This is a genomic window from Burkholderia sp. WSM2232 (assembly GCF_000472545.1).
Lineage (GTDB): Bacteria > Pseudomonadota > Gammaproteobacteria > Burkholderiales > Burkholderiaceae > Paraburkholderia.
Genome location: NZ_AWZV01000022.1, coordinates 44809 through 68669, shown reverse-complemented (window position 1 = coordinate 68669; position 23861 = coordinate 44809). Strand labels below are relative to the sequence as shown.

At 63.2% G+C, this 23861-nt stretch carries 21 protein-coding genes; 11 read left to right on the top strand and 10 right to left on the bottom strand.

Annotated elements, in window-relative coordinates; genetic code table 11:
* The first annotated feature begins 109 nt into the window (after window positions 1-109).
* Together F757_RS0120535 and F757_RS35330 are read left to right on the top strand one after the other, a co-directional pair.
* The gene (locus F757_RS0120535; RefSeq protein WP_027213033.1) at window positions 110-1300 is read left to right on the top strand and encodes an extracellular catalytic domain type 1 short-chain-length polyhydroxyalkanoate depolymerase; all 1191 of its coding nucleotides are present in this window, start codon (window positions 110-112) and stop codon (window positions 1298-1300) included.
* 131 nt (window positions 1301-1431) lie between these two features.
* Window positions 1432-1608, top strand: a complete 177-nt coding sequence (locus F757_RS35330) for a DUF3563 family protein (RefSeq protein ID WP_084530981.1) — start codon at window positions 1432-1434, stop codon at window positions 1606-1608.
* Window positions 1609-1737: 129 nt separating this feature from the next.
* On the opposite strand, the gene F757_RS0120525 is transcribed toward F757_RS35330, so the two are convergent.
* From F757_RS0120525 to F757_RS0120510, 4 genes are all read right to left on the bottom strand, one after another.
* Window positions 1738-3237, bottom strand: coding sequence for a cryptochrome/photolyase family protein (locus F757_RS0120525; RefSeq protein WP_027213032.1), 1500 nt, complete (start codon window positions 3235-3237; stop codon window positions 1738-1740).
* A 117-nt stretch (window positions 3238-3354) separates the two neighbouring features.
* Window positions 3355-4164: a BPSS1780 family membrane protein gene (locus tag F757_RS0120520; protein ID WP_027213031.1), complete on the bottom strand. Its 810-nt coding sequence runs from the start codon at window positions 4162-4164 to the stop codon at window positions 3355-3357.
* Window positions 4155-5150 carry a homoserine kinase gene (locus F757_RS0120515; RefSeq protein WP_027213030.1) on the bottom strand — a complete coding sequence of 332 codons (996 nt, stop codon included), beginning with the start codon at window positions 5148-5150 and terminating at the stop codon, window positions 4155-4157. The genes F757_RS0120520 and F757_RS0120515 overlap by 10 nt, the downstream gene beginning before the upstream one ends.
* A 214-nt stretch (window positions 5151-5364) precedes the next feature.
* Complete coding sequence (locus F757_RS0120510) at window positions 5365-5760, bottom strand: hypothetical protein (RefSeq protein ID WP_013342018.1); 396 nt, start codon at window positions 5758-5760, stop codon at window positions 5365-5367.
* 201 nt (window positions 5761-5961) lie between these two features.
* On the opposite strand from F757_RS0120510, the gene F757_RS0120505 reads away from it, so the two are divergent.
* Window positions 5962-7488, top strand: a complete 1527-nt coding sequence (locus tag F757_RS0120505; protein WP_027213029.1) for an AMP nucleosidase — start codon at window positions 5962-5964, stop codon at window positions 7486-7488.
* Between the two features lie 99 nt (window positions 7489-7587).
* Here the strand turns inward: F757_RS0120505 and F757_RS0120500 are convergent, their stop codons facing one another.
* Together F757_RS0120500 and F757_RS0120495 are read right to left on the bottom strand one after the other, a co-directional pair.
* Window positions 7588-8115: a chromate transporter gene (locus F757_RS0120500; protein WP_013342016.1), complete on the bottom strand. Its 528-nt coding sequence runs from the start codon at window positions 8113-8115 to the stop codon at window positions 7588-7590.
* The gene (locus F757_RS0120495) at window positions 8112-8681 is read right to left on the bottom strand and encodes a chromate transporter (RefSeq protein WP_027213028.1); all 570 of its coding nucleotides are present in this window, start codon (window positions 8679-8681) and stop codon (window positions 8112-8114) included. The genes F757_RS0120500 and F757_RS0120495 overlap by 4 nt, the downstream gene beginning before the upstream one ends.
* 96 nt (window positions 8682-8777) lie before the next feature.
* Here F757_RS0120495 and F757_RS0120490 point away from each other — a divergent pair, with 96 nt between their 5' ends.
* Window positions 8778-9686: a transcriptional regulator GcvA gene (locus F757_RS0120490; RefSeq protein WP_027213027.1), complete on the top strand. Its 909-nt coding sequence runs from the start codon at window positions 8778-8780 to the stop codon at window positions 9684-9686.
* A gap of 102 nt (window positions 9687-9788) precedes the next feature.
* Here the strand turns inward: F757_RS0120490 and F757_RS0120485 are convergent, their stop codons facing one another.
* Window positions 9789-10532 carry a TIGR00730 family Rossman fold protein gene (locus tag F757_RS0120485; RefSeq protein WP_013342013.1) on the bottom strand — a complete coding sequence of 248 codons (744 nt, stop codon included), beginning with the start codon at window positions 10530-10532 and terminating at the stop codon, window positions 9789-9791.
* 1 nt (window position 10533) lies between these two features.
* Between F757_RS0120485 and polA the strand changes: the two genes are divergently transcribed.
* The 3 genes from polA to F757_RS0120470 all read left to right on the top strand — a co-directional run bounded on the left by polA (window position 10534) and on the right by F757_RS0120470 (window position 15736).
* On the top strand, window positions 10534-13275 hold the full coding sequence (polA, locus tag F757_RS0120480) for a DNA polymerase I (protein WP_027213025.1): 2742 nt from the start codon (window positions 10534-10536) through the stop codon (window positions 13273-13275).
* A gap of 154 nt (window positions 13276-13429) precedes the next feature.
* Entirely contained in the window at window positions 13430-14776 is a 1347-nt protein-coding gene (locus tag F757_RS0120475; RefSeq protein WP_027213024.1) for an NAD(P)/FAD-dependent oxidoreductase, read from the top strand.
* 87 nt (window positions 14777-14863) lie between these two features.
* Entirely contained in the window at window positions 14864-15736 is an 873-nt protein-coding gene (locus tag F757_RS0120470; protein ID WP_027213023.1) for a dienelactone hydrolase family protein, read from the top strand.
* 106 nt (window positions 15737-15842) lie between these two features.
* On the opposite strand, the gene F757_RS0120465 is transcribed toward F757_RS0120470, so the two are convergent.
* Both F757_RS0120465 and F757_RS0120460 read right to left on the bottom strand, forming a co-directional pair.
* The gene (locus tag F757_RS0120465) at window positions 15843-16712 is read right to left on the bottom strand and encodes a sulfurtransferase (RefSeq protein ID WP_027213022.1); all 870 of its coding nucleotides are present in this window, start codon (window positions 16710-16712) and stop codon (window positions 15843-15845) included.
* A 172-nt stretch (window positions 16713-16884) separates the two neighbouring features.
* On the bottom strand, window positions 16885-17991 hold the full coding sequence (locus tag F757_RS0120460; protein ID WP_027213021.1) for an aromatic ring-hydroxylating oxygenase subunit alpha: 1107 nt from the start codon (window positions 17989-17991) through the stop codon (window positions 16885-16887).
* A gap of 288 nt (window positions 17992-18279) precedes the next feature.
* Between F757_RS0120460 and F757_RS0120455 the strand changes: the two genes are divergently transcribed.
* The 4 genes from F757_RS0120455 (at window position 18280) to folE2 (ending at window position 22617) form a co-directional block, all read left to right on the top strand.
* On the top strand, window positions 18280-18588 hold the full coding sequence (locus F757_RS0120455) for an exodeoxyribonuclease VII small subunit (protein WP_027213020.1): 309 nt from the start codon (window positions 18280-18282) through the stop codon (window positions 18586-18588).
* Window positions 18585-19466, top strand: coding sequence for a polyprenyl synthetase family protein (locus F757_RS0120450; RefSeq protein ID WP_027213019.1), 882 nt, complete (start codon window positions 18585-18587; stop codon window positions 19464-19466). Before F757_RS0120455 ends, F757_RS0120450 begins: the two co-directional genes overlap by 4 nt.
* An 85-nt stretch (window positions 19467-19551) precedes the next feature.
* Window positions 19552-21459, top strand: a complete 1908-nt coding sequence (dxs, locus tag F757_RS0120445; RefSeq protein WP_027213018.1) for a 1-deoxy-D-xylulose-5-phosphate synthase — start codon at window positions 19552-19554, stop codon at window positions 21457-21459.
* Between the two features lie 351 nt (window positions 21460-21810).
* Window positions 21811-22617: a GTP cyclohydrolase FolE2 gene (gene folE2 / locus F757_RS0120440; RefSeq protein ID WP_027213017.1), complete on the top strand. Its 807-nt coding sequence runs from the start codon at window positions 21811-21813 to the stop codon at window positions 22615-22617.
* Window positions 22618-22728: 111 nt separating this feature from the next.
* Here folE2 and tsaD read toward each other — a convergent pair whose 3' ends face one another.
* Window positions 22729-23757 (bottom strand): tRNA (adenosine(37)-N6)-threonylcarbamoyltransferase complex transferase subunit TsaD, encoded by a 1029-nt coding sequence (gene tsaD / locus F757_RS0120435; RefSeq protein WP_035467252.1) that lies wholly within the window; start codon window positions 23755-23757, stop codon window positions 22729-22731.
* Window positions 23758-23861 lie beyond the last annotated feature (104 nt).

The window sequence follows — 23861 nt, the reverse complement described above, 5'->3', positions numbered from 1 at the left end:
GGCAGATTCACGCGTCCTGCATAGTGCCGGGATTGGTGTTATTGTGCATTGCACAAGAAGCGCCTGCGCTTTCGCCCATCCTGTCCCTTTTTGCGAGGTTTTTGCGCCGATGGCAAAAAGTCTCTCCAAAATCTGGCTTCGCGGTTTGAAGCGTCTGCTCGCAATTCAGAGCGAGCACGCCCACAAGACCGCCAAGCGCGTTGCCGCGCGTCCGGTGCGCCCGGCGGCGAGCAAGCCCTCCACCAAAGTTCGTCCGGTCAAGTCGGCCTTGGTCCGTGCTCCGGCCAAACGCGAGGCGCCACGCCCGGCGGCGCGCGAATCGCGGGTACGTCCGCGGGCGGCTGCGTGGGCGAGCGGTTCGTGGACGCGCTCGTTCCATTCGGCGCCGGCCGCGCCCGGGCGGCTCGTCAACCATCTCCACTATGCGCTGTACGTACCGTCGGGCCACGCGCTGCAAAGCATGCCTCTTGTCGTGATGCTGCACGGCTGCACGCAGTCCATCGACGAATTTGCACAAGGCACGCGGATGAACGTGCTGGCGGATCGCTACGGCTTCGCCGTGGTTTATCCGGAGCAGTCGAAGCACGCGCATTCGCACCGCTGCTGGCATTGGTACGACTCGGGGGAAAGCGCCGGGGGTGCGGAGGCGCGCGCGGTGGCTTCTCTCGTGGATGCCCTCATTGCCCAGCATGGCTTTGACAGCGAGCGCGTGTATCTCGCGGGAATTTCGGCAGGCGCCGGATTGACGGCGTTGCTGGCGCTGCATTATCCGGAGCGCTTCGCGGCTGTCGCGCTGCATTCCGGTCCTGCTCTTGGGGAAGCCCATTCCGGCATTACCGCGATGGACGTGATGCGACGCGGCGCGCGGCGCGATCCGGTGGAACTCGTCGACGAGGCGGCCGACGTTGCGCATTATCCGGGGATGCCGGCAATCATCATTCATGGCGACGCGGACCATGTGGTTGCGCCGGTCAATGCCGACCAACTCGCGACGCAGTTTCTGCGGCTCAACCGGATGATTGATTCGAAGGGCGCGCGCAAAGCCGGCGAATTGCGCGAGGAACGTAAAGGCGGCGTGACGATGCGGGATTATTTCCGCGGCGGACGACGCGTGGTGCGCGTCTGCCGGGTGCAGGGACTTGCGCACGCGTGGGCCGGCGGCGACGATGCGGTGCCGTTCCATTCCGCCAAGGGCCCCGACGCCACTGCGGTGGTGTGGGAGTTCTTCAAGCATCAGCGGCGCGTGGGCGCGAGCCTGCCCGAAGGCGCCGCGGCCGAAGCCGCTATGCATGTGCGGTGAGGTCGTGCTCGGGTCGCGGTGACGTTTGCGCAACACCTCTAAATTGAATGCTGGCGTAGTCCTAGGGTTTTCCCTATAATGCGGGTTATCCCTTAGGCCTTAACGCCTAAATTCATTGCTGAGGTTTCACCATGTACCTGCTAACCCGCCTGTTTCTGTTTCTGACGAAGTCGCCCGAGCAACTCGCCAAAGAACGCGCTGACGCGTTCCTCGCCGAAGCGACGGACCTGTACGACCTGGAATTCCGCATGCGCAAGCTGGACCGCGACGCGAACTTCCGTCAGCCGTCGTGGATGAGCCAGCACTAAGCTGCGCGTCAATTGATGCATCGGCGGTAGTGAAGGACGCCGGTGCAAGGCGATAGCTTCTGCGCTTATCGCCGTTGGGCTCGCAGCCGTTTGCGCTTCGTGCCTGCAAAAACCGATGTGAGCGTGTGCTCACTTGCCGAATCGGGCCAGTGTTCGCGCTCTAGCTTGCGCGTGGTCCACAATCGGCGCCGGGTAGTCTTCACCCAGCACGACACCGTACTCTGCCAGCCGTTGCGCGCCCGCGAGCCACGGCGCATGAATCCATTTCGCAGGCAGCTTTGCAAGCTGAGGCAAGTAGCGTTTGATGAACCGCCCTTCGGCATCGAACTTTTCGGACTGCGTGACCGGATTGAAAATCCGGAAATAGGGCTGCGCATCGCATCCCGTCGACGCCGCCCACTGCCAGCCGCCGTTATTCGCTGCGAAGTCATAGTCGTTCAGTTGCTCGGCGAAATAGCGTTCGCCGAGTCGCCAGTCGACGCCCAGATCCTTGACCAGAAAACTCGCTGTCACCATTCGCAGACGGTTGTGCATGTAGCCGGTGCGATTGAGTTGCAGCATGGCTGCGTCGATCAGCGGGTAGCCGGTGCGGCCCTCGCACCAGGCGGCGAAGGCAGCCTCCGCCTCTGGACCTTGCTCCCAGCGCAACCGGTCGTAGTCGGCCCTGAACGAGGCGCCGCTCGCGAGCCTGGGGTGATGCGCGAGGATCATGAAGTAAAAATCCCGCCACACCAGTTCCGAGAGCCAGGTAGCCGCGCCCCGGCCGTCCGGTTGCAGCGACATCTCATGCGCGAGCCGCGCCAGCGTGCGGATCGACACCGTGCCGAAGCGCAAATGCACCGACAGGTAGCTGGGCCCTTTTGCCGCCGGAAAATCGCGCCGTTCGGCGTAGCTGTCGATTCGCGAGAGAAAGTCGTCGAGCAGACGCTGCGCGCCGCTCATGCCTGCGGGCAATTCCAGTTGCCCCAGATTGCCCGGCGCGAAGCCGAGCTGTTCGAGCGTCGGTAGCTGCCGGTTCAGGCGAGCGGGCAACGGGGCCAGGCGGTTTGCGTACGTTTCGACCGGGTAGGGCTTCAGATCGAAGCTCGTCAACTGCTTGAGCCACGCATTCTTGTATGGCGTGAAGACCGTGAACGGCTTGTTCTGCCCGGTCAGCAGTTCCGCGCGCTCAAAAATCACCTGATCCTTGAAGGTCTGGAGGGTGCGTCCTGCATCTGCGAGATGCTCGCGTACCGCTTCGTCCCGTTCGATCGCGGCCGGTACGTAGTCGTGATTTGCAAACACGGCATCCGCGCCGAGTTCGCCAGCCAGTTTCGGCACGAGGTCTACAGGATCGCCGTACAGGACGATGAGGCCACCGCCTCGCGCGCGCAGCGCTTCGTCGAGTTCGCGCAGCGACTCAAGAATGAACTCGACGCGCCGGTCTTGCGCCTGCGTGCCCGGATGGCGCAACTGCCATTGCTCAATGAGCGGCTGCAGGATCGTTGTGTCGAAGACGAACACGCACCAGACGCGCTCGCAGTGCTTGAGCGCGTAATACAGCGCGGCGTTGTCGGTATGGCGCAGGTCGCGGCGAAACCAGACGAGGCCGGTCTCAAAGGTGTCGGTCGAATGTCGGACGCGTGTCATCGGCAAGTGGAGCGGCAAATGGCAGTGCGCCGGCCCGCGATCTTGAGCACACGAGCGCACTCAGGCAACGGAAAGGCGCCCGGCTTGACGCATGCAGCGAGCGACGAACAACGCCGTTCAGGCCGCCGGCGTGGTCGGCAAGTCGGGCGTTTGCGGCGTCTGCACGCCGTAGCAGCCGCGATACGTTGCGTAGAACGAGCAATACAGCATGGTCGTGACGATCATCGTGGCGGGCATCAGCACGGCAAAGGCGAAGTCGCCGGCGCCGAGCGCCTGCATCAACGCTGACAAGCCGAGCGATACGGTCATCGCGACGGCAAACCACAGTGCGCCGAATACGATAAACGCGCCGCGATTGCGCCAGCAACTGACAAGGCTGAAGAACATCGCCTTGACGGGCGGCACGTCGTGCCACGCGGCAAGAATGGGCGAGAACCAGAACAGCATGGCGACCGGAACGTAGAACGCAAAAGCAGTGACCACCCCGAGCGGCATGTTGCTGTTAGCAACCGCCTCCGGGTCCATCGGGCCGCCCGCGCCGACCATCACCTTGAGCAACATGCCGCCGTCGGCGAGCGCGGAGCCCGCCAGCACCAGCGCCATCGCGATGACATAGAACACGCCCAGCACGATCAGCCGGCGCGCGACCAGCGGCCCGTAGGATCGAAAACCGTCCGCGAGGATGGTCGGGAACACCGGCTTGCCGGCGATCGTATCGCGGCACGCGGCCATGAAGCCGACGGCGACGCCCGGAATGAACGCGAGCGGCAGCACACTGCCGATCAACGGGATTTGCGCGACCAGCGTCATCACCAGCAGGTAGGTGAAGAAGAGCGTCAGGAACGCGAGCGGATTCTTGCGGAACAGCCAGATGCCTTGCCGGAACCAGACATAGCCGGTTTTCGCGGGAACTTCGATCAGTTGCATGAGGTATGGATGCCTGGAAGTGCTACGCCGGACAGGCGCTCGCGCAGAATGCGCTCGAAATGGCCGGGATCGTGCGGTTTGAGCAGTTCGGCCGCGCGCGGCAAATGAAAATCATACAGCCGCGAAACCCAGAAACGGTATGCGCCCGCCCGCAGCATATCGCCCCAATGGCGATTTTCCTCGACGGTAAAAGGACGCACCGTCTGATACGCGCGCAGCATGGCCTCGGTGCGCGCCTGATCGAGCTTGCCGCTCGCGAGGTCCACGCACCAGTCGTTGACCGTTACTGCGACGTCGAAGAGCCACTTGTCGCAGCCGGCGAAGTAAAAGTCGAAGAAGCCGCCCAGGCGCACCTGGTGGCCTGTTCCGGGCGCGGCGTGCGCGAACATCGCGTTGTCGCGGAACAGGTCGGCGTGGCATGGGCCGCCGGGCAGCGCGGCGTGATCCGCGGATGCGAAAAACGCCTCCTGATACGCGAGTTCCGACGACAGCAGCTCGCGCTGCTCGCCTTCGAGAAACGGCAGGATGGTCGGCACCGTCTCCTTCCACCACGGCAGGCTGCGCAAGTTCGGCTGATAACCGGTGTAATCGCGCCCGGCCAGATGCATGCGCGCGAGCATCTGCCCGACTTCGACGCAGTGCTCGACGCCCGGCGCGAGTTCCGGCGCGCCTTCGAGTTTCGTCACGATAGCCGCGGGTTTGCCGAGCAGCATGCCGAACAGCGAGCCGTCCTCGCGCGGCATGGGGTCGGGCACCGGCACGCGGTGCGCTGCCAGATGCCGCATCAGATCCAGGTAGAACGGGAGCTGCTCTGCTGTGAGCTTTTCGAAAATCGTGAGGACGTATTCGCCGCGCGTCGTCGTCAGAAAGAAATTGCTGTTCTCTATGCCGGATGTAATGCCGCGAAATTCGACGACCTCGCCGAGATCGTAATGGCGCATCCAGTCTGCGAGTTGGGATTCGGTAACAGCGGTGAAGACAGCCATGCGGAAAAGTCGGATCAGGTTCGTCGGGCTGGCGCGGTGCGGCCAGCAGCATACGTGCGGTGGTCAAGGCAGCGGCGAACGCGCGAACAGGCGGGTCCGCAAACGGCAGCGGGATTCACGGCAACAGCGATGTTCTAACGGTTACAGCGGCTAACCTCGCGACGCCAGGGGCGGGGCGTTGGCGAAAGCGGCGGGACGCCTGCCCCGCCGTGCATCAATAGGTCAGATTGACGGACGGCAAACGGGTGCTAGCGCGACCGTTATCGCGCACGGCCGGCGACGTGTCGAGCGGCGCGCTCATGTGATAGCGCGTGCCGAGGTTGGAACGCACATTGATTTCGACGGGCTTGCCTTTGTCTCGGTATTCGGTGATTTCGGTGCCGTTCGCGCTGCGCTCATAAAAGCTCGGCGTGCGCGGGACATTGATTTCGACCTTCGAGCTGACCTGCGCGGCCGGCCGGTTGATCTTTTCCAGATCGGGTAGCCCGGCGCGTTCGTTGGCGGACTGCGGTGCGCCCGGGGGCGGCGTGTCGTCGACAGGCTGGGCAGCCATCGCGGCGTTGCCGCAGGCAAGGGCCAGTGCAACGGCGACGGGAAGGAGCGGCTTCATGGTGATTCTCCGGAATGGTGCCCCGATTCTAGCAAATCCAACCTCTGCCACGGGCGCGATCACCTTATTTTGCGCTGCTTTCGCGCGCCGCGTCCGCCATCGTGCGAACCTCCCGCTGGCGCATGCCGGGGAGCGCGGCAAGGTCATTTGGCTATCACGGCTTCCGTGGTAATGTCGTCTCATTAATAGAGGCGAACGAAGATGAACAACGATACCAATCAACGCGCGGTGCAAACTCCCGTCAACAGCTTCCCGACCGAATCGTTCGACGACGCCGCCGAAGCCGTGACCCGACTGTCGGCGATTTACGAAGCGAACACATCCTTCTTGCGCGACGCCTTCGCACGCTATCGCCGCAACGAACTGTTCGAGCGCCGCGTGCGTGCTTGCTATCCGTTCGTGCGCGTGTGCACCGAAGTGAACACGCATATCGATTCGCGCCGCTCGTATGGTTTTGTCGCAGGGCCCGGCGTGTTCGAGACCACGGTCACGCGGCCCGATCTGTTCGGCAACTACTATCGCGAGCAGTTGCGGCTGCTCGCGAAGAACCATCATGTGAAAATCGAAGTCGGCGTTTCCACGCAGCCCATTCCCATTCACTTCGCGTTTGCAGAGGGCATTCACCTGGAAGGCGATCTGGATCGCGAGCGCCTCTTCCTGATGCGCGACGTGTTCGACACGCCGGACCTCGCGCTGCTCGACGATCGCATCGTCAACGGCACGTATGAGCCGCTTGCCGGCGAGCCGCATCCGCTTGCATTGTTTACCGCGGCGCGGGTGGACTTTTCGCTGCATCGGCTGAAGCACTACACGGCGACCTCGCCCACGCATTGCCAGAACTACGTGTTGTACACGAACTATCAGTTCTATATCGACGAATTCGTCAAACTGGGCCGCACGATGATGGCCCGTACCGACGACGAAGAACTGCGCGCCTACCGCAGCGAGTACACCTCGTTTGTCGAACCCGGCGACGTGGTCACCTACAACGAGAATCTCGGCGAGCAGGCGCAGGAAGGCACCGCGCCGCCGCGCCTGCCGCAAATGCCCGCGTATCACCTGAAGCGCGCGGACGGCAGCGGCATTACGATGATCAACATCGGCGTCGGGCCGTCTAACGCGAAGACCATTACCGATCACATCGCCGTGCTGCGTCCGCATGCGTGGATCATGCTCGGCCACTGCGCGGGGCTGCGCAACACGCAGCGCCTCGGCGACTATGTGCTCGCGCACGGCTATGTGCGCGAGGATCACGTGCTCGATGCGGATTTGCCGCTGTGGGTGCCGATTCCGGCGCTCGCCGAAGTGCAGGTCGCGTTGGAGCGCGCCGTGGCACAGGTCACGCAACTGGACGGCGTCGAACTGAAACGCGTGATGCGCACAGGCACCGTGGCCAGTGTCGACAACCGCAACTGGGAGTTGCGCGATCATCGCGAACCGGTGCAACGGCTGTCGCAAAGCCGCGCGATTGCGCTGGACATGGAAAGCGCGACCATTGCCGCAAACGGATTCCGCTTCCGCGTGCCATACGGAACCTTGCTCTGCGTGTCCGACAAACCGCTGCACGGCGAGTTGAAACTGCCAGGCATGGCCGATCAGTTTTATCGCGCGCAGGTTGACCAGCACTTGCAGATTGGCGTGAAAGCGATGGAGCTGTTGCGCGAGAACGGGCTGCATCGGTTGCATAGCCGCAAACTCCGCAGCTTCGCTGAAGTGGCGTTTCAGTAAGCTGGCAATTACAGCAGCGCGCGGACCGCGCGCCGCCCGCTGCTGCCGCCCAAGCGTTGATGACGAGTGCCTGACGCCGCTCGCAAAAAAGCGGCTCGCTTACTGCCCGAAGCCAGTCAATCCGATCAGGCTGCCCGCGGCCAGCAACCATAGCGGGTGGATGCGCGTCTTCAGCGCGATAGCTGCTGTGAACGCGGTGATCGCCCATGCGATCGCCGTCGAATCCGACGCTTGTGCAATCAGCGCCGCGCTCGCCGCGACGATGCCGGCCGTCACGGGCACGAGTCCCAATTGCGCGTAGCGTCGCCACGGCCGGTCCTTGAAGCGGTCCCACGCGTGCAATGCGAGTATCGTCACGATCGACGAGGGTCCGAACTTCGCAATCGACGTGACGAGCATGCCGGGCCAGCCGGCCACGTGCCATCCGATCAGGGTCACGATCATCAGGTTCGGTCCGGGCGCGGCTTGCGCGAGCGCGAAGAGCGCGCTGAACTCGCTCGCCGGCATCCAGTGATGCACCTCCACCACTTGACGTTGCATCTCCGGAAGAATCGTGTTGCCGCCGCCGAAGGCCAGCAGCGAAAGCTGACTGAAGATAATGGCGAGGGAAACCAGCGTGTCGTTCATGGTGCGTTCCTCGATGCAAGGTAGATGCTAAGCGGCGTCAGTACCAGCATGGTGGGCAGAAGCGGCAACCGCATGACCGCGATGGCGACGAAACCGAGCGCGGCGATGAGCGCGGCCATGGGTTTGCTGCGCAGCGGCAGCACGATCTTCACCGCCATCGAAATCAAAAGGCCCGCTGCGGCCGCCGCAAGCCCCGCGAACAGATGACGCACATGCGGGTCGTCCTGCGTGCGCTCGTACAGGACGCCTAGTCCGATGACTACCAGCGAAGGCCCGGCGATCAGCCCGAGCAAGCCCGCGAGCGCGCCCGGCACGCCGCGAAAACGCATGCCGACTGCAACCGACAGATTGATCACATTGCCGCCCGGCAGGAATTGGCAGAGGCCGAGCAGATCGGTGAAGTCTTCGGCGCTCAGCCAGCGGCGCTGCTCGACGAGCGCGCGCCGCGCGAGCGGCAATGCACCGCCGAACGAGATGAGCCCAAGGCCGAGAAAGCCGCCGAAGATTTCCCGTAACGTGGGCTTTGGCACCGCGGTCGGGTCGAAGGAGGTGAGGTTGTGGTCCATATGCTTTGCTTCCAGTTCAAGCTCAGGAGGTTAGCGCTGAACTGCCGCGCGGCAAAACGATTTTTGCGCCCGGCTTTGTGACTTACAATCACAAGCATGGCTCGCAATCTTCCTCCGTTTCCCGCGCTACGCGCCTTTGAAGCCGCGGCGCGTCATGAAAGCTTCAGTGCCGCCGCGAACGAGCTGCATGTGACTCACGGTGCAATCAGCCGGCAGGTTTCGGCGTTCGAGTCCTGGCTCGGCGTGCAGGTGTTCCAGCGTCACGGCAAGCGTGTACGGCTGACGGCCGACGGCCGGCGTTATCTGTCCACGGTACAGGCTGCGTTCGACAGCATTGCGCACGCCACGGACCAGTTGCGCGACTCCGGCGTGGTGCACGTGCTGCGCGTGAATGCGCTGCCCACTTTCGCGATGAAGTGGCTGCTGCCGCGACTGCATCAATTCCAGCGCAAAGTGCCCAATGTGGAACTGCGGCTTGCCACGTCTAATGCGCCCGTCGAGACACTGGACAGTTTCGACGTCGCCGTGCGGCGCGGCCCCGCGCATTGGCCCAATTGCGTGAGCGGCCATTTCCTCGGCGAAAGCGAGGTGCCGGTCTGCAGTCCTGCGTTGCTGCAGCGTTCGCCAATCAGAAGCGCGGACGATTTCGCGCGGCACGTGCTGCTGCATTCGGACACGCGGCCGGATGCGTGGAGCAACTGGTTATCCGCCGCGGGCGTGACAACGAAATGCCGCAAAAAGCAGTCGTTCGATCACTTCTATCTGGCCTTGCAGGCTGCGGTGGATGGGCTCGGCGTAGCGCTCGGCCCGTTGCCGCTGGTCGCTGACGAACTTGCGTCGGGCCGGCTCGTGATGCCGCTTGCCGGGCCGCGTCTTGACGCGCGCGGCTATTGGTGGGTCGCGCGCCGCGAGGTGGCGAACGCGCCGCTGGTCGCGCAATTCTGCGCATGGCTGCAAGCGCAGGGCGATCAGCGCGACGACATGCAAGCGCAAGCGCCGGTATGAACGCAAACGGGCAGCAAAAAGGCTGCCCGCTCGGGTAGAGACTTCGCGCGGGCGTGCTTGCCGTGCCACGCGCGAAAGCAAGAAGGCCTGTCAGCCTGGACGTTACAGATAGAACATCCGGTCTTCTTCCGACTTGGTGGGCTGCGGCTCCGCACCTTCGCGATCTTCGTAGAACTTGAGCACCGCTTCCAGAACCTGGTCCGGATCGTCGATCACCTGCATGAGGTCGATGTCGGTCGGATTGATGAGGCCCATTGGCGTAAGCGAATTCTTGAACCACGCGAGCAGGCCTTCCCAGAACTCGGCGCCCACCAGAATGATCGGCACGTGGCGCGACTTCTTGGTTTGAATGAGCGTGAGCACTTCGGCAAGTTCGTCGAGCGTGCCGAAACCGCCGGGCATGACGATCACGGCGTCGGAGTTCTTGACGAACGTGACCTTGCGCGTGAAAAAGTGCCGAAAGCGCAGCGAGATGTCCTGCCACTGGTTGCCGGACTGCTCATGCGGCAATTCGATGTTCAGCCCGACCGAAGGCGCCTTGCCTGCATGCGCGCCTTTATTCGCGGCTTCCATGATGCCGGGGCCGCCGCCGGAGATTACGGCGAAGCCCGCATCCGAGAGCTTGCGCGCGATCTGCGTGGCCAGTTTGTAATACGGCGAGTTCGGTTTCAGACGCGCTGAACCGTAGATGCTGACAGCCGGGCGAATCTCCGAGAGGTACTCGGTCGCCTCAATAAACTCTGCCATAATCGTGAACATCTGCCACGATGCGCGGGCTTTTTTTGCCGTTGCGCGCTCTTGATCTGCGAGTGATCGCAGACTCGGAATCACTTTTCTCTTAGTCATAATGCCTGAAGAACGAAGCCTTGAAGGTAAGACCCTGCTATTGGTCGACGGTTCGAGTTATCTGTACCGGGCCTACCATGCGATGCCTGATCTGCGCGGGCCCGATGGTGGCCCCACGGGTGCGCTCTACGGGATGATCAACATGCTGCGGCGCATGCGCAAGGAAGTCACAGCAGAGTATAGCGCGTGCGTGTTCGACGCCAAGGGCAAAACGTTTCGCGATGACTGGTATCCCGAGTACAAGGCGAATCGTCCGTCCATGCCCGATGATCTCTCGCGGCAGATCGAACCGATTCACGTGGCCGTGCGGGCGCTTGGCTGGCCGCTTCTGATGATCGACGGCGTGGAAGCGGACGACGTGATCGGCACGCTCAGCACCGAGGCGGAAAAGCGTGGCATGAACGTGATCGTGTCGACTGGGGACAAGGATCTGGCGCAGCTCGTGTCGGATCATGTCACCCTCATCAATACGATGACCAACGAAAAACTCGACCGTGCGGGAGTGCTTGCCAAGTTCGGCGTGCCTCCGGAGCGCATTGTCGACTACCTGTCGCTGATCGGCGATACCGTCGACAACGTGCCGGGTGTCGAGAAATGCGGGCCGAAAACCGCACTCAAATGGCTCACGCAATACGAGTCGCTGGATGGCATCGTCGCACATGCAGAAGAGATCAAAGGTGCGGTAGGAGACAATCTGCGACGTGCGCTCGACTTTCTGCCGATGGCGCGCAAGCTCGTTACGGTGGAGCGCCATTGCGATCTGACCGAACACATCACGTCGATCGAGGAAAATTTGCAGAGCCGCCCGGAATCGCGGGAAGAACTGCGCGACGTGTTCACCCGCCACGGTTTCAAGACGTGGCTGCGCGAGGTCGAAATTGCCGACGCGGTAGAGGGTCCGGAAACCGACGTGCCGCCCGCGCTCACCGTCGACCACGAACGTCACTACGAAACCGTGCAGACGTGGGAGCAATTCGACGCGTGGCTGCAACGGATCAACGCGGCGGAGCTCACTTCGTTCGACACGGAAACCACTTCGCTCGATCCCATGACCGCGCAGATCGTGGGTTTATCGTTCTCCGTTGAAGCCGGACATGCCGCTTATGTGCCCGTTGCCCATCGCGGCCCCGACGCGCCCGTGCAATTGCCGCGCGAAGAAGTGCTCACGAAGCTCAAACCCTGGCTCGAAAGCGCCGAGCACAAGAAGGTCGGCCAGCATCTGAAGTACGACGAGCAGGTGCTCGCGAACTACGGCATTGAAATGCGCGGCATCGAGCACGACACGCTGCTGCAATCGTATGTGCTCGAATCGCACCGCCCGCATGACATGGACAACCTCGCGTTGCGCCATCTGGGCGTCAAGACGATCAAGTACGAAGACGTGGCGGGCAAGGGCGCGCAGCAAATCGGTTTCGATGAAGTGGCGCTGGAAAAGGCCGCCGAATACGCGGCGGAAGACGCGGACATTGCGTTGCGTTTGCATCAAACGATGTACCCGCAACTCGCTGCGGAAAAAACGCTCGAGAATGTTTACCGCGACATTGAAGTCCCTACGTCGCGCGTATTGCGCAAAATGGAGCGCGCTGGCGTTTTGATCGACGCGGAGAAGCTGCGTCTGCAAAGTAGTGAAATTGCCGCGCGGCTCATCGAGCTGGAAAGCGAAGCGTATGTGCTGGCCGGCGGCGAATTCAATCTCGGCTCGCCCAAACAGATCGGGCAGATCTTCTTCGAACGGCTTGAGTTGCCGGTGGTGAAAAAGACCCCGAGCGGCGCACCGTCCACCGACGAAGAAGTGCTGCAAAAGCTCGCCGAAGATTACCCGCTGCCCAAAATCCTGCTGGAACATCGCGGACTGTCCAAGCTGAAGTCCACCTACACCGACAAGCTGCCGCGCATGGTCAACGCAAGTACGGGGCGCGTGCACACGAACTACGCGCAGGCCGTCGCGGTTACGGGGCGTCTTGCTTCGAACGATCCAAATTTGCAGAACATTCCTGTGCGCACGGGCGAGGGGCGCCGCATTCGCGAAGCCTTCATAGCGCCGCCGGGCCACAAGCTGGTCTCCGCGGATTACTCGCAAATCGAATTGCGCATCATGGCGCATATTTCCGGCGACGAATCGTTGTTGCGCGCCTTCTCGCAGGGTGAGGACATTCACCGGGCAACCGCTGCGGAAATTTTCGGCGTGACGCCGCTCGAGGTGTCGAACGATCAGCGGCGTGTGGCGAAGGTCATCAACTTCGGGCTGATTTACGGCATGAGCTCGTTCGGCCTCGCGTCGAATCTCGGCATTACGCGCGACGCCGCGAAGCTGTATATCGACCGCTACTTCGCGCGCTATCCAGGCGTCGCCCGCTATATGGACGAGACGCGTTTGAGCGCGAAAGCCAAAGGCTATGTCGAAACGGTGTTCGGCCGCCGACTGTGGTTGCCCGAGATCAACGGCGGCAACGGTCCGCGACGCCAGGCCGCGGAGCGCGCGGCCATCAACGCGCCAATGCAAGGCACGGCCGCTGACCTCATCAAGCTCTCCATGATCGCGGTGCAGAAGTGGATCGAAGAGTCCAATATCGGCACTCGCATGATCATGCAGGTGCACGACGAACTCATTCTCGAAGTTCCCGACGAAGAATTGCCCGAGGTCCGCAAGCGTCTGCCCGAGTTGATGTGCGGTGTCGCCGCGCTGAAAGTACCGCTCGTCGCCGAAGTCGGCGCGGGGCTCAACTGGGAAGAAGCGCATTGACCGCCGTGTGACGGCGCGCGATATCGTCGTGTGCATGTCACACATGCGTTATGGCGACTTGTGACAAACCGCGCGACTCGCGGACAATCGGTAAAAAGACACGCGTTCGCGCGTGCTTACGACGCACAACCCATCGGCAAACACGGAGAGTTCAATGCATCGTTTTATCGTCGTCGGCGGAGGTGCGGGCGGGCTGGAACTGGCAACCCGGCTGGGCGATCGCTATGGTCACAAGAGCCGGGGCGCAACGCGGGCGCAGGTCACGCTCGTCGACCGCAATCCGACTCATATCTGGAAGCCGTTGTTGCACGAAGTGGCGGCCGGCAGCATGGACCCGTTCACGCAGGAGCTCGAATACGCGGCGCAAGCGCGCTGGCATGGTTTCGAGTTCCAACAGGGCGAACTCACGGGTCTTGACCGCTCGAACAGACGCCTCACGCTTGCTCCCGTAGTGGACGACGACGGCGCCGAACTGTTGCCCGTGCGCGTGCTCGAGTACGACACGCTGGTCATTGCGATCGGCAGCACGACGGCATTCTTCGGCGTGAAAGGCGCGCCGGAATTTTCTCTTGCACTCGACACCGTCAGCCAGGCCGAGCGTTTTCGCAAGCGCCTGATCGCGGCTTGCATGCGGGCCGAGCATCAGGCGCACGAGCCGGTGGAGTCGGGGCCGGGCACGTCGCCTTCTTCCGAGCCGCGCATTCAGGTCGCGATTGTCGGCGGCGGCGCGACGGGCGTGGAGCTTTCTGCGGAACTGCGCAATACAGCGCAGGTGTTGTCCGCGTATGGCTTGCATAAGCTCGATCCGCGGCATGACGTGGGCATTGTGCTGATCGAAGCAGGGCCGCGCATTCTGCCGGCTTTGCAGGAGCGCGTGTCGACGGCCACGGCAGAGCTGCTCGGCAAGCTCGGCGTGAAGCTGATGACGGGCGAGACAGTGGCGGAAGTCGCGCCCGGCATCATTCGCACGGCGAGCGGCAAGACCGTGCGCGCCGACCTGACCGTGTGGGCGGCGGGCATCAGGGCGCCGGCCATTCTCGGCGAACTTGACGGCCTGCCGGTCAACCGGCTCGGCCAGCTCAACGTGCGCCGCACGCTGCAAACGGAAATTGACGACAACGTGTTCGCGCTCGGCGATTGCGCCGCCTGCCCGTGGCCGGGCAACGAGAAGAACGTGCCGCCGCGTGCGCAGGCGGCCCATCAGCAGGCCAGTTTTCTGCTGAAGGCGCTGGCGGCACGGCTCGACAACCGGCCGCTGCCGGAATTCACGTATCGCGACTTCGGCTCGCTCGTGTCGCTTGGGCACTTTAGCGCGGTGGGCAATCTGATGGGCGGGGTGATCGGCGGCAACATGCTGATCGAGGGCCTCTTCGCGCGCTTCATGTATATGTCGCTGTATCGGCTGCATATCGCGGCGCTGCACGGCTACGCGCGGATGGTGCTCGACACCTTCGCGCACTGGCTACGGCGCACCACGTTGCCGCGCGTCAAGCTGCACTGACGGCGCCGCACCCGCGCGGCCTGCTTCTGCAACAGGACGCGCCCGAGGCGTATCCTGTTGCCTCCACCGTTCATGAGGAGCGCCCGCATGTTGAATCCCGATGTCGACAGCCTCGTCCCGCACGTTCCCTTCAATCGACGCACCTTCATCAAGGCCGCGCTCGGCACCGGCTTTGCGGCTGCCGTGTTGCCGGTGTCGGCGCAAACCATCCATACAGATGCCGAAGGCCTGGAAGCGGGCGAGATTGCGGTGCGCTCGGGCGGCACGCTGGTGCCCGCGTACCGCGCGCAGCCGAAGGGCAAGACGCATTTGCCGGTAATCATCGTGATTCATGAGGCGTTCGGCGTGCACGAGCATATCGCCGACGTTTGCCGGCGCTTCGCCAAGCTTGGCTATCTCGCCATCGCGCCGGATCTGTTCGTTCGCGAGGGCGACCCGATGGCGCTTCCCAGCATCCAGCAGATCAGCCAGCAGATTCTCAACAAGGTGCCGGACGAGCAGGCACTTGCCGACCTCGACGCGACCGTCGCGTGGGCCGGCGAGCACGGGGGCGATCTGAAGCGTCTGGGTGTGACGGGTTTCTGCTGGGGCGGCCGCATGGCCTGGCTGTATGCCGAACACGAGCCCCGGCTAAAAGCGGCGGTTGCATGGTATGGGCGGGTGGTCGGCGACCGCACGGCCACCAATCCGGCCAACCCACTCGACCGCGTGGCCGATCTTCGCGCGCCGGTGCTAGGTCTGTACGGCTTGCAAGACCAGAGCATTCCGCAGGACTCGCTCGAACAGATGAAGCAGGCAATCGCGCAAGGGCCGCAGGTCGCACGCGGCTCGCAATTCGTCGTGTACGACGATGCGGGCCATGCGTTCTTTGCGGATTACCGGCCGAGCTACAAGAAGGCCGATGCTGAGGACGGCTGGCGTCGCACGCTCGCATGGTTCAAACAGCATGGAGTGGCTTGACGCTTCACCGAGTTGCCGAAACGCGCGGCGTTGGCTTCATGAAAAAGGCCGTCGTCGCTTGCTGGCGGCAACGGCCTTTATCTTTTCGCGAATACCGGGCGTTCGGCTAGGGATTCGGCCCGGTAGCGACCGGCCGCTTCGGATCCGAACTCCACTCGCTCCATGAGCCGGCGTAAAGCGCGGCACCGTGCAGGCCGGCCACTTCCATCGCCAGTGCATTGACACACGCGGTCACGCCCGAGCCGCATTGCAGAACGACATGTTCGGGCGGCGTGTCGCCCAGCAGCGCATGAAATTCCTCGCGCAGGGTGTGGGCCGGCTTGAAGCGGCCGTCGGCGGTAAGGTTGTCCTTGAAGAAGCGATTCAGGGCGCCCGGAATATGGCCGCCCACGCGGTCTAGCGTCTCGTTTTCGCCGCGATAGCGGTCGGCCGCGCGCGCGTCGACCACCACGCGTTCCTTCGCGCCGAGATTGCGCTCCAGCATCTGCGCGTCCACGGTAACCGAAAGCGGGGCGCCCGCTTTGAAGTCGCCGGTGTTTTGCGGGGGCACGTCCTGCGTGAGCGGCTGATGCGCGGCTTCCCACGCCTGCAGTCCGCCGTCGAGCAGCGCGACGGCATCATGGCCGAGCCAGCGCAGCAGCCACCATGCCCGCGCGGCGTACATGCCGCCTTGCGCGTCGTAGGCGACAACCTGCTGGCCTTGCTTCAGCCCGCGCGATTCTAGCGTTTCGACGAGCCGCGCACGATCCGGCAACGGGTGGCGCCCGTTCGTACCGTTCTTCGGCCCCGACAGATCGCGGTCGAGATGCAGATAATGCGCACCCGGCAGATGTCCGGCGAGATACGCCTTTTCGCCGGCTTCCGGGTCGGCCAGATCGAAGCGGCAGTCGATCACGAACACGCTGCCCGGCGCATCGGCTAGCCGTTCGGCGAGGTTCGTCGCGGAGATCAAAGTGGTGTAGTGAGTGTGGGGCATGACGTCTCCTCGATGCAGGCGATGGCGGCTTTTGTTGCCGGCGGCCTCATGACGCGGCCGGATGGCCGGGCTTCCTCGTTAGTCTAAACAAAAAAGACGGGCCGAAGCCCGTCTTTCCATGTCGGCGCCGGTGTTCGCACGCCCGTGCGGCCAAGGTCGGCCCGAGACTGAATCAGATGGTGCCCAGCTCGCGCCGCAGGAACTCATGGAAGTGCTGCATGCCGTCTTCCATGGGACTCTGGTACGGACCCACCTGCGATTCGCCGCGTTCCATCAGCGCACGGCGGCCTGCATCCATGCGCTCTGCGATTTCGTCGTCTTCGCGAGCCGTTTCCATATAGGCGGCACGCTCCGCTTCGACGAACTCGCGTTCGAACAGAGCGATTTCCTCAGGATAATAGAACTCGACGACGTTGGTGGTTTTCTGCGGACCGCGCGGAATCAGCCATGACACGACCAGCACGTGCGGGTACCACTCGATCATGATGCCCGGGTAGTACACCATCCAGATAGCGCCGAACTCCGGCGGATTGCCGCCGCGAAAACGCAGCACTTCGTCGTGCCATTTGCGGTACGTGGGGCTGCCCGGCTGCTCCAGGTCTTTGTGCACGCCGACCGTCTGGACGCTGTACCACTCGCCGAACTCCCACGTGAGGTCGTCGCAATTGACGAAGCTGCCAAGGCCCGGATGGAACGGCGCGACGTGGTAGTCCTCCAGATAGACCTCGATGAAGGTCTTCCAGTTGTAGTTGCACTCGTGTACCTCGACGTGATCGAACATGAAGCCCGAGAAGTCGAAGTGTTGCTTCGTGCCGAGGTTGGCCAGATCGCGCGCGACGTTGCGGCCCTGCGCCTCGAACAGCAACCCCTGCCAGTTCTGCAGCGCGGTGGCGCCGAGGTTCAGGCACGGGTTGTCCGCAAAATGCGGAGCGCCGAGCAACTCGCCTTTGAGGTCGTACGTCCAGCGGTGCAGCGGACACACGATGTTCTCCGTGTGGCCGCGGCCGTTCAGCATGATGGCCTGACGATGGCGGCACACGTTGGACAGCAGTTCGACTTGCGATTGCTGGTTACGCACGAGTACCCGCCCCTCGCGTTCGCTGGGCAAGGCAAAATAATTCCCCACCTCCGGCACCATGAGATCGTGCCCGACGTAACGGGGACCTTTCTTGAAAAGGGTTTCGATTTCGCGCGTGAGAAGCGCGTCGTCAAAGTAAGCCGTGACTGGCAGTTGGCTGTGAACAGACCGCAACTGCAATGCATTGCTCAGATTGGACATTCCCACTCCCGATGAAGACGTGAAAGCAGTGAACAACCCAACCATCGAAGAATCGATTTAGGGAGCCCGAGATTATACCTGTTTCCCCCTCCTTGGGACAGTTAAGTCACTGATTTGGGTCAAAATTGTCGGGAAAGTTCGGTCTTTTCGACACAGACCGATCAATTTTTTTCTGCGAGACTGACAGGGCGCCCGCGCAGGGGAGCGGGGTTCGAAGGTGGGTTGACAGATCGGATTTGGCGCTTTTGCCGTAGAATGTCCGACTTGTTTTAATTTTTGCGACTATTCATGGCGAAGACCGCGTCGAACGATACCGCTGCGGCGCCGGCCGAGGGCGTCGACAATACGCCGCTGCCCGAGAACTACGAGGCGGCGCAGGCGGAGCTGGAGGGGCTCGTTGCTCGCATGGAAAGCGGCAACCTGAGCCTTGAGGAGTCGCTTGGCGCCTATCGGCGCGGCGCGGCTCTGGTGGCGTTCTGCCAGCAGCAGCTCGAGAAGGTCGAGCAGCAGGTGCGCGTGCTCGACGGCGAGACGCTGAGGCCCTTGCCCGTGAATACAGCAGGAACAGCCGCTACTGAGAGCGGGGACGACCTATGACATTCGAACAATGGACGCGCGGGGTACTCGAGCGCGTCGAAGCGGCACTGGAACACTATCTGCCCGCTGAAAGCGCGGAGCCGGCGAAGCTGCACGAGGCCATGCGTTACGCGGTGCTGGGCGGCGGCAAGCGGGTGCGCCCGCTGCTGTGCCACGCGGCCGGCGAACTGACCGGGGCGCGCGCCGAATGCCTCGACGCGGCCGCGGCAGCGCTGGAAATGATCCACGTCTATTCGCTTGTGCACGACGACATGCCTTGCATGGACGACGACGCACTGCGTCGCGGCAAGCCCACTGTACACGTCAAGTATGACGAAGCCACGGCGCTGCTGGTCGGCGACGCGTTGCAATCGCAGGCGTTCGTCTCGTTGACATCCGATGTTCTCGCGCCCGCGCAGCAGGCCGCGCTGGTCCGCGAGCTGGCGCTCGCAAGCGGGTCGGTCGGCATGTGCGGCGGTCAGGCTATCGACCTGGCGAGCGTCGGTCACACGCTTACGCGTGCGCAGCTCGAAACCATGCACCGCATGAAGACCGGCGCGTTGCTGCGCGCCGCGGTGCGCATGGGCGCGCTGGCGGGCGAGGCGCCCGACGCGAACGCCATGCGTTCGCTCGACGCGTACTCGGCCGCGGTCGGCCTCGCGTTTCAGGTCGTCGACGATATTCTCGACGTCACGACCGACTCCGCGACGCTCGGCAAAACAGCAGGTAAAGACGCGAAGGACGGCAAGCCGACCTACGTGTCGATTATTGGGCTCGACGCATCGCGCGCGCTCGCCGCTCAGTTGCGCAGCGACGCGCACGCCGCACTGGCGCCGTTCGGTGCGCGCGCGCAGCGTCTTGCCGAATTGGCCGATCTGGTGGTGAACCGGGTCAGCTGAACGCGAAAGCCCGCCGCCGCGCACCGTCCCCACAAGGTGCATGTATGAAGTGCGGGCGCGTAAGTTTTCCTACAATGGAACGACGATGTACGACTTGCTGAAAACCATCGACGACCCGGCAGCTCTGCGCCGCCTCGATCGCCGCCAATTGCAACCGCTTGCCGACGAGTTGCGCGCCTTTGTGCTCGACAGCGTGTCGCAGACGGGCGGCCATCTTTCGTCCAACCTCGGCACGGTCGAGTTGACCATTGCTCTGCATTATGTGTTCGACACGCCGCACGACCGCATCGTGTGGGACGTCGGCCATCAGACCTATCCGCACAAAATCCTGACGGGCCGCCGCGACAAGATGCACACGCTGCGCCAGTTGGGCGGCATCTCGGGCTTCCCGAAGCGCGACGAATCAGAGTACGACACGTTCGGCACCGCGCATTCGAGTACGTCGATTTCGGCGGCGCTCGGCATGGCCATCGCGAGCAAGCTGCAGGGCGACAACCGCATGGGCATCGCCGTTATCGGCGACGGCGCAATGACCGCGGGCATGGCCTTCGAGGCAATGAACAACGCGGGCGTTGAAGACGACGTGCCGCTGCTCGTCATCCTGAACGACAACGACATGTCGATCTCGCCGCCCGTCGGCGCGCTGAACCGCCATCTCGCGCGTCTGATGTCGGGCCGCTTCTACGCCGCCGCGCGCGCGGGCGTGGAGCGTGTGCTGCGCGTCGCGCCGCCCATGCTCGATCTGGCGCGCAAGCTGGAAGAGCACGCGAAGGGCATGATCGTGCCGGCTACGCTGTTCGAGGAATTTGGCTTCAACTACATCGGCCCGATAGACGGCCACGATCTGGATTCGCTGATTCCCACGCTGCAAAACATCAAGGAACTGCGCGGCCCGCAATTCCTGCACGTGGTGACCAAGAAAGGCCAGGGCTACAAGCTCGCCGAGGCGGATCCAGTGCTGTATCACGGGCCGGGCAAGTTCAACCCGGCTGAAGGCATCAAGCCGGCTGTGTCGCCGTCGAAGAAAACCTACACGCAAGTGTTCGGCGAGTGGCTGTGCGACGCCGCCGAACTCGACGCGCGCGTAGTCGGCATTACGCCGGCCATGCGCGAAGGTTCGGGCATGGTCGAGTTCGAGAAGCGCTTTCCGGACCGTTACTTCGACGTCGGCATTGCGGAGCAGCACGCGGTTACGTTCGCCGGCGGCCTTGCCGCCGAGGGCATGAAGCCGGTCGTCGCGATCTACTCGACGTTCCTGCAACGCGCCTACGACCAGTTGATTCACGACGTCGCGCTGCAGAATTTGCCGGTGGTGTTCGCGATCGACCGTGCGGGTCTCGTCGGCGCTGACGGTGCGACGCACGCGGGCGCTTATGACCTCGCGTTCCTGCGCTGCATTCCGAACATGATGGTGATGGCCGCGTCGGACGAAAACGAATGCCGTCAGATGCTGTACACGGCGTTGCAGCAGTCCTGTCCGACGGCGGTGCGTTATCCGCGCGGCGCCGGCACGGGCGTGGCAACGGTCAAGCAAATGGCGGCGCTGCCGGTCGGCAAAGGCGAAGTGCGTCGCGAGACCTCGCAACCGGCGGGCAAGCGCATTGCAATTCTCGCGTTCGGCACGATGGTCGCGCCGTCGCTTGCTGCTGCCGAGGAGCTCGATGCGACGGTGGCGAACATGCGCTTCGTGAAGCCGCTCGATGCAGACCTCGTGCGCCGACTGGCGGAAACGCACGACGCGATTGTCACCGTCGAAGAAGGCTGCGTGATGGGCGGCGCAGGCTCCGCATGCGTCGAAGCCCTGCTCGAGAGTGGGGTTATGCGGCCCGTACTACAATTGGGCCTTCCTGACCGCTTCATCGATCACGGCGATCCGGCCAAGCTGCTCGCCGCGTGCGGGCTGGACGCAGCGGGCATCGCGAAGTCAATTCGCGAGCGCTTTGTGTCGAGCGGCGCGCTCGGGGGGCAATCGTCGGTCAAGCGCGTCGCCTGAGCAAGTCGCTCGATGAGCGCATAACTGCGTTGCCTGAGCGGGGTGATGAAGCACGTTACTCCGGCAACGCGCTTAGCGGATCGTTTGCGGCGCGCCGGTCTGGCGATCAGTCCGGCGGTCAACGGAATGCTTGAACAGAGTCGATGGGCTGATGCTCATTATCGAACGCCGGCAGGGGCCGGCGTTTGCCGTTGCGGATTCTGCTTCGCGCCGCCGCGGAGGTCTCCCGAACCTTTTGCTTTCAGAACGCGCAGCGGTGCGATCGTTCATCAGGGCAAGTTTTCCCGCAGTGAGAATGCCTGCGAAGCGGACCATGGGAGCGCGTCAGCGTCTTCCTGAAAGGACAACAACATGAATCAGATGAATCCCGCCTTTGTGATGCCCGACGTGCAAAGCACGCCCGATACCCGCCAGATTCCGATTCAGCGGGTTGGCGTCAAGGCGGTGCGCCATCCGCTGACCGTACGCACGGCGAGCGGTGAGGCGCAGCCCACGGTCGGTACCTGGAATCTGGATGTCCACCTGCCCGCCGACCAGAAGGGCACGCACATGTCGCGCTTTGTCGCGTTGCTCGAGGAGCACAAGGCGCCGCTCGAAGCCGCAACGTTCCGCACGATGCTCGCCGCAATGCTCGAGAAGCTCGAAGCCGAAGCGGGCCGCATCGAAGTGTCGTTTCCTTACTTCGTGAACAAGACCGCGCCGGTGTCGGGCGTGCAAAGTCTGCTCGACTACGAAGTGACGTTGACCGGCGACACCGGCAACGGCGCGACGCGCCTCTATTTGAAAGTACTGGTGCCGGTCACGAGCCTCTGCCCGTGTTCGAAGAAAATCTCCCAATATGGCGCGCACAACCAGCGCTCCCATGTCACGATCAATGCCGAACTGGCCGGCGACGTCGCGGTGGAAGACCTGATTCGCATTGCCGAAGAAGAAGCGTCGTGCGAACTGTGGGGCCTGCTTAAGCGGCCGGACGAGAAATTCGTAACTGAGCGCGCATACGAAAATCCGAAGTTTGTGGAAGACCTGGTGCGCGATGTCGCGCAGCGTCTGAATGCGGACGAACGTATCGTGGCTTATGTGCTCGAGGCAGAAAACTTTGAGTCCATTCACAATCACAGCGCGTATGCGTTGATAGAGCGCGACAAACGGGTGCTGTGATCCGGCTTCCCGGCTTGCCCTATCTGCAGTAAGTCACAAACGCCCCGAAAAAAACCGCTCTCCAGGAGCGGTTTTTTTGTCGGCCTAACGCGCGTCGCGCAATGCAAGGCTTCAGCGCGCGAGCGACGTTAGATCCCAGCGCGGCTTCACCGTGAAAGCGTAATCCTTGCCCGACTGTTCCGGCCAGCGCTTCAAACGCAAAGCGCCGGCGAGCGCGATCATCGCGCCGTTGTCCGTGCAAAGCGACAGGTCCGGGTAATGCACATAGAAGTTGCGCTTCTGGGCCGCCGCGGAAAGCGCTTCGCGCAACTGCCGGTTTGCGCCCACGCCGCCCGCCACGACGAGGCGGTTGAGCCTGGTGCGCTTGAGCGCCGCAAGCGATTTGGTGGCGAGGACTTCCACGGCTGCGTCGACGAAACCCCGCGCGAGATCTGCTTTCGCCTGCTCGCAGATGTTCGCGCCGCCGAGTTTTTTTGCTTGCGTCAGCACCGCCGTCTTCAGGCCGCTGAAGCTGAAATCGAGGTCGCCGGAGTGCAGCATGGGACGGGGCAGCACCACCGCGCCGGGGGTGCCGAACTCGGCCATGCGCGACACTTCCGGTCCGCCCGGGTAGCCGAGGCCCAGCAGCTTGGCGGTTTTGTCGAAGGCTTCGCCGGCGGCGTCGTCGAGCGTTTCGCCGAGCGTTTCGTAGACGCCCACGTCGGTCACGCGCATCAGTTGCGTGTGGCCGCCCGACACCAGCAAAGCGACAAAGGGGAAGGGCGGCGGCTCGTCGACGAGCAACGGCGACAGCAAGTGCCCTTCCAGATGATGGATGCCGATGGTCGGCTTGTCCCACGCCATGGCAAGCGAATTCGCGACGCTCGCGCCCACCAACAGCGCGCCCGCGAGACCGGGGCCTTGCGTGTAGGCAATCGCGTCGATGTCGCCGCGCGCCGCGCCTGCGCGCGCCATGACCTCTTCCAGCAAAGGCAGCGCGCGCCGGATATGGTCGCGCGAGGCCAGTTCCGGCACCACGCCGCCATACTCGCGGTGCATCGCGATCTGCGAATGAAGCGCGTGCGCGAGCAGGCCGCGCTCGGTGTCGTAGAGCGCAAGGCCGGTTTCGTCGCAGGAGCTTTCGATGCCGAGAACGAGCATGGGAGGTGAGCTTGCCGGGCTTCTCACAGAAGCCCGAAACGCAAAAAGGTAAGCCTCAAAGTATAGCAGCGCAGGCAAGCCGCCGCAGACGCGCAGGTACAATG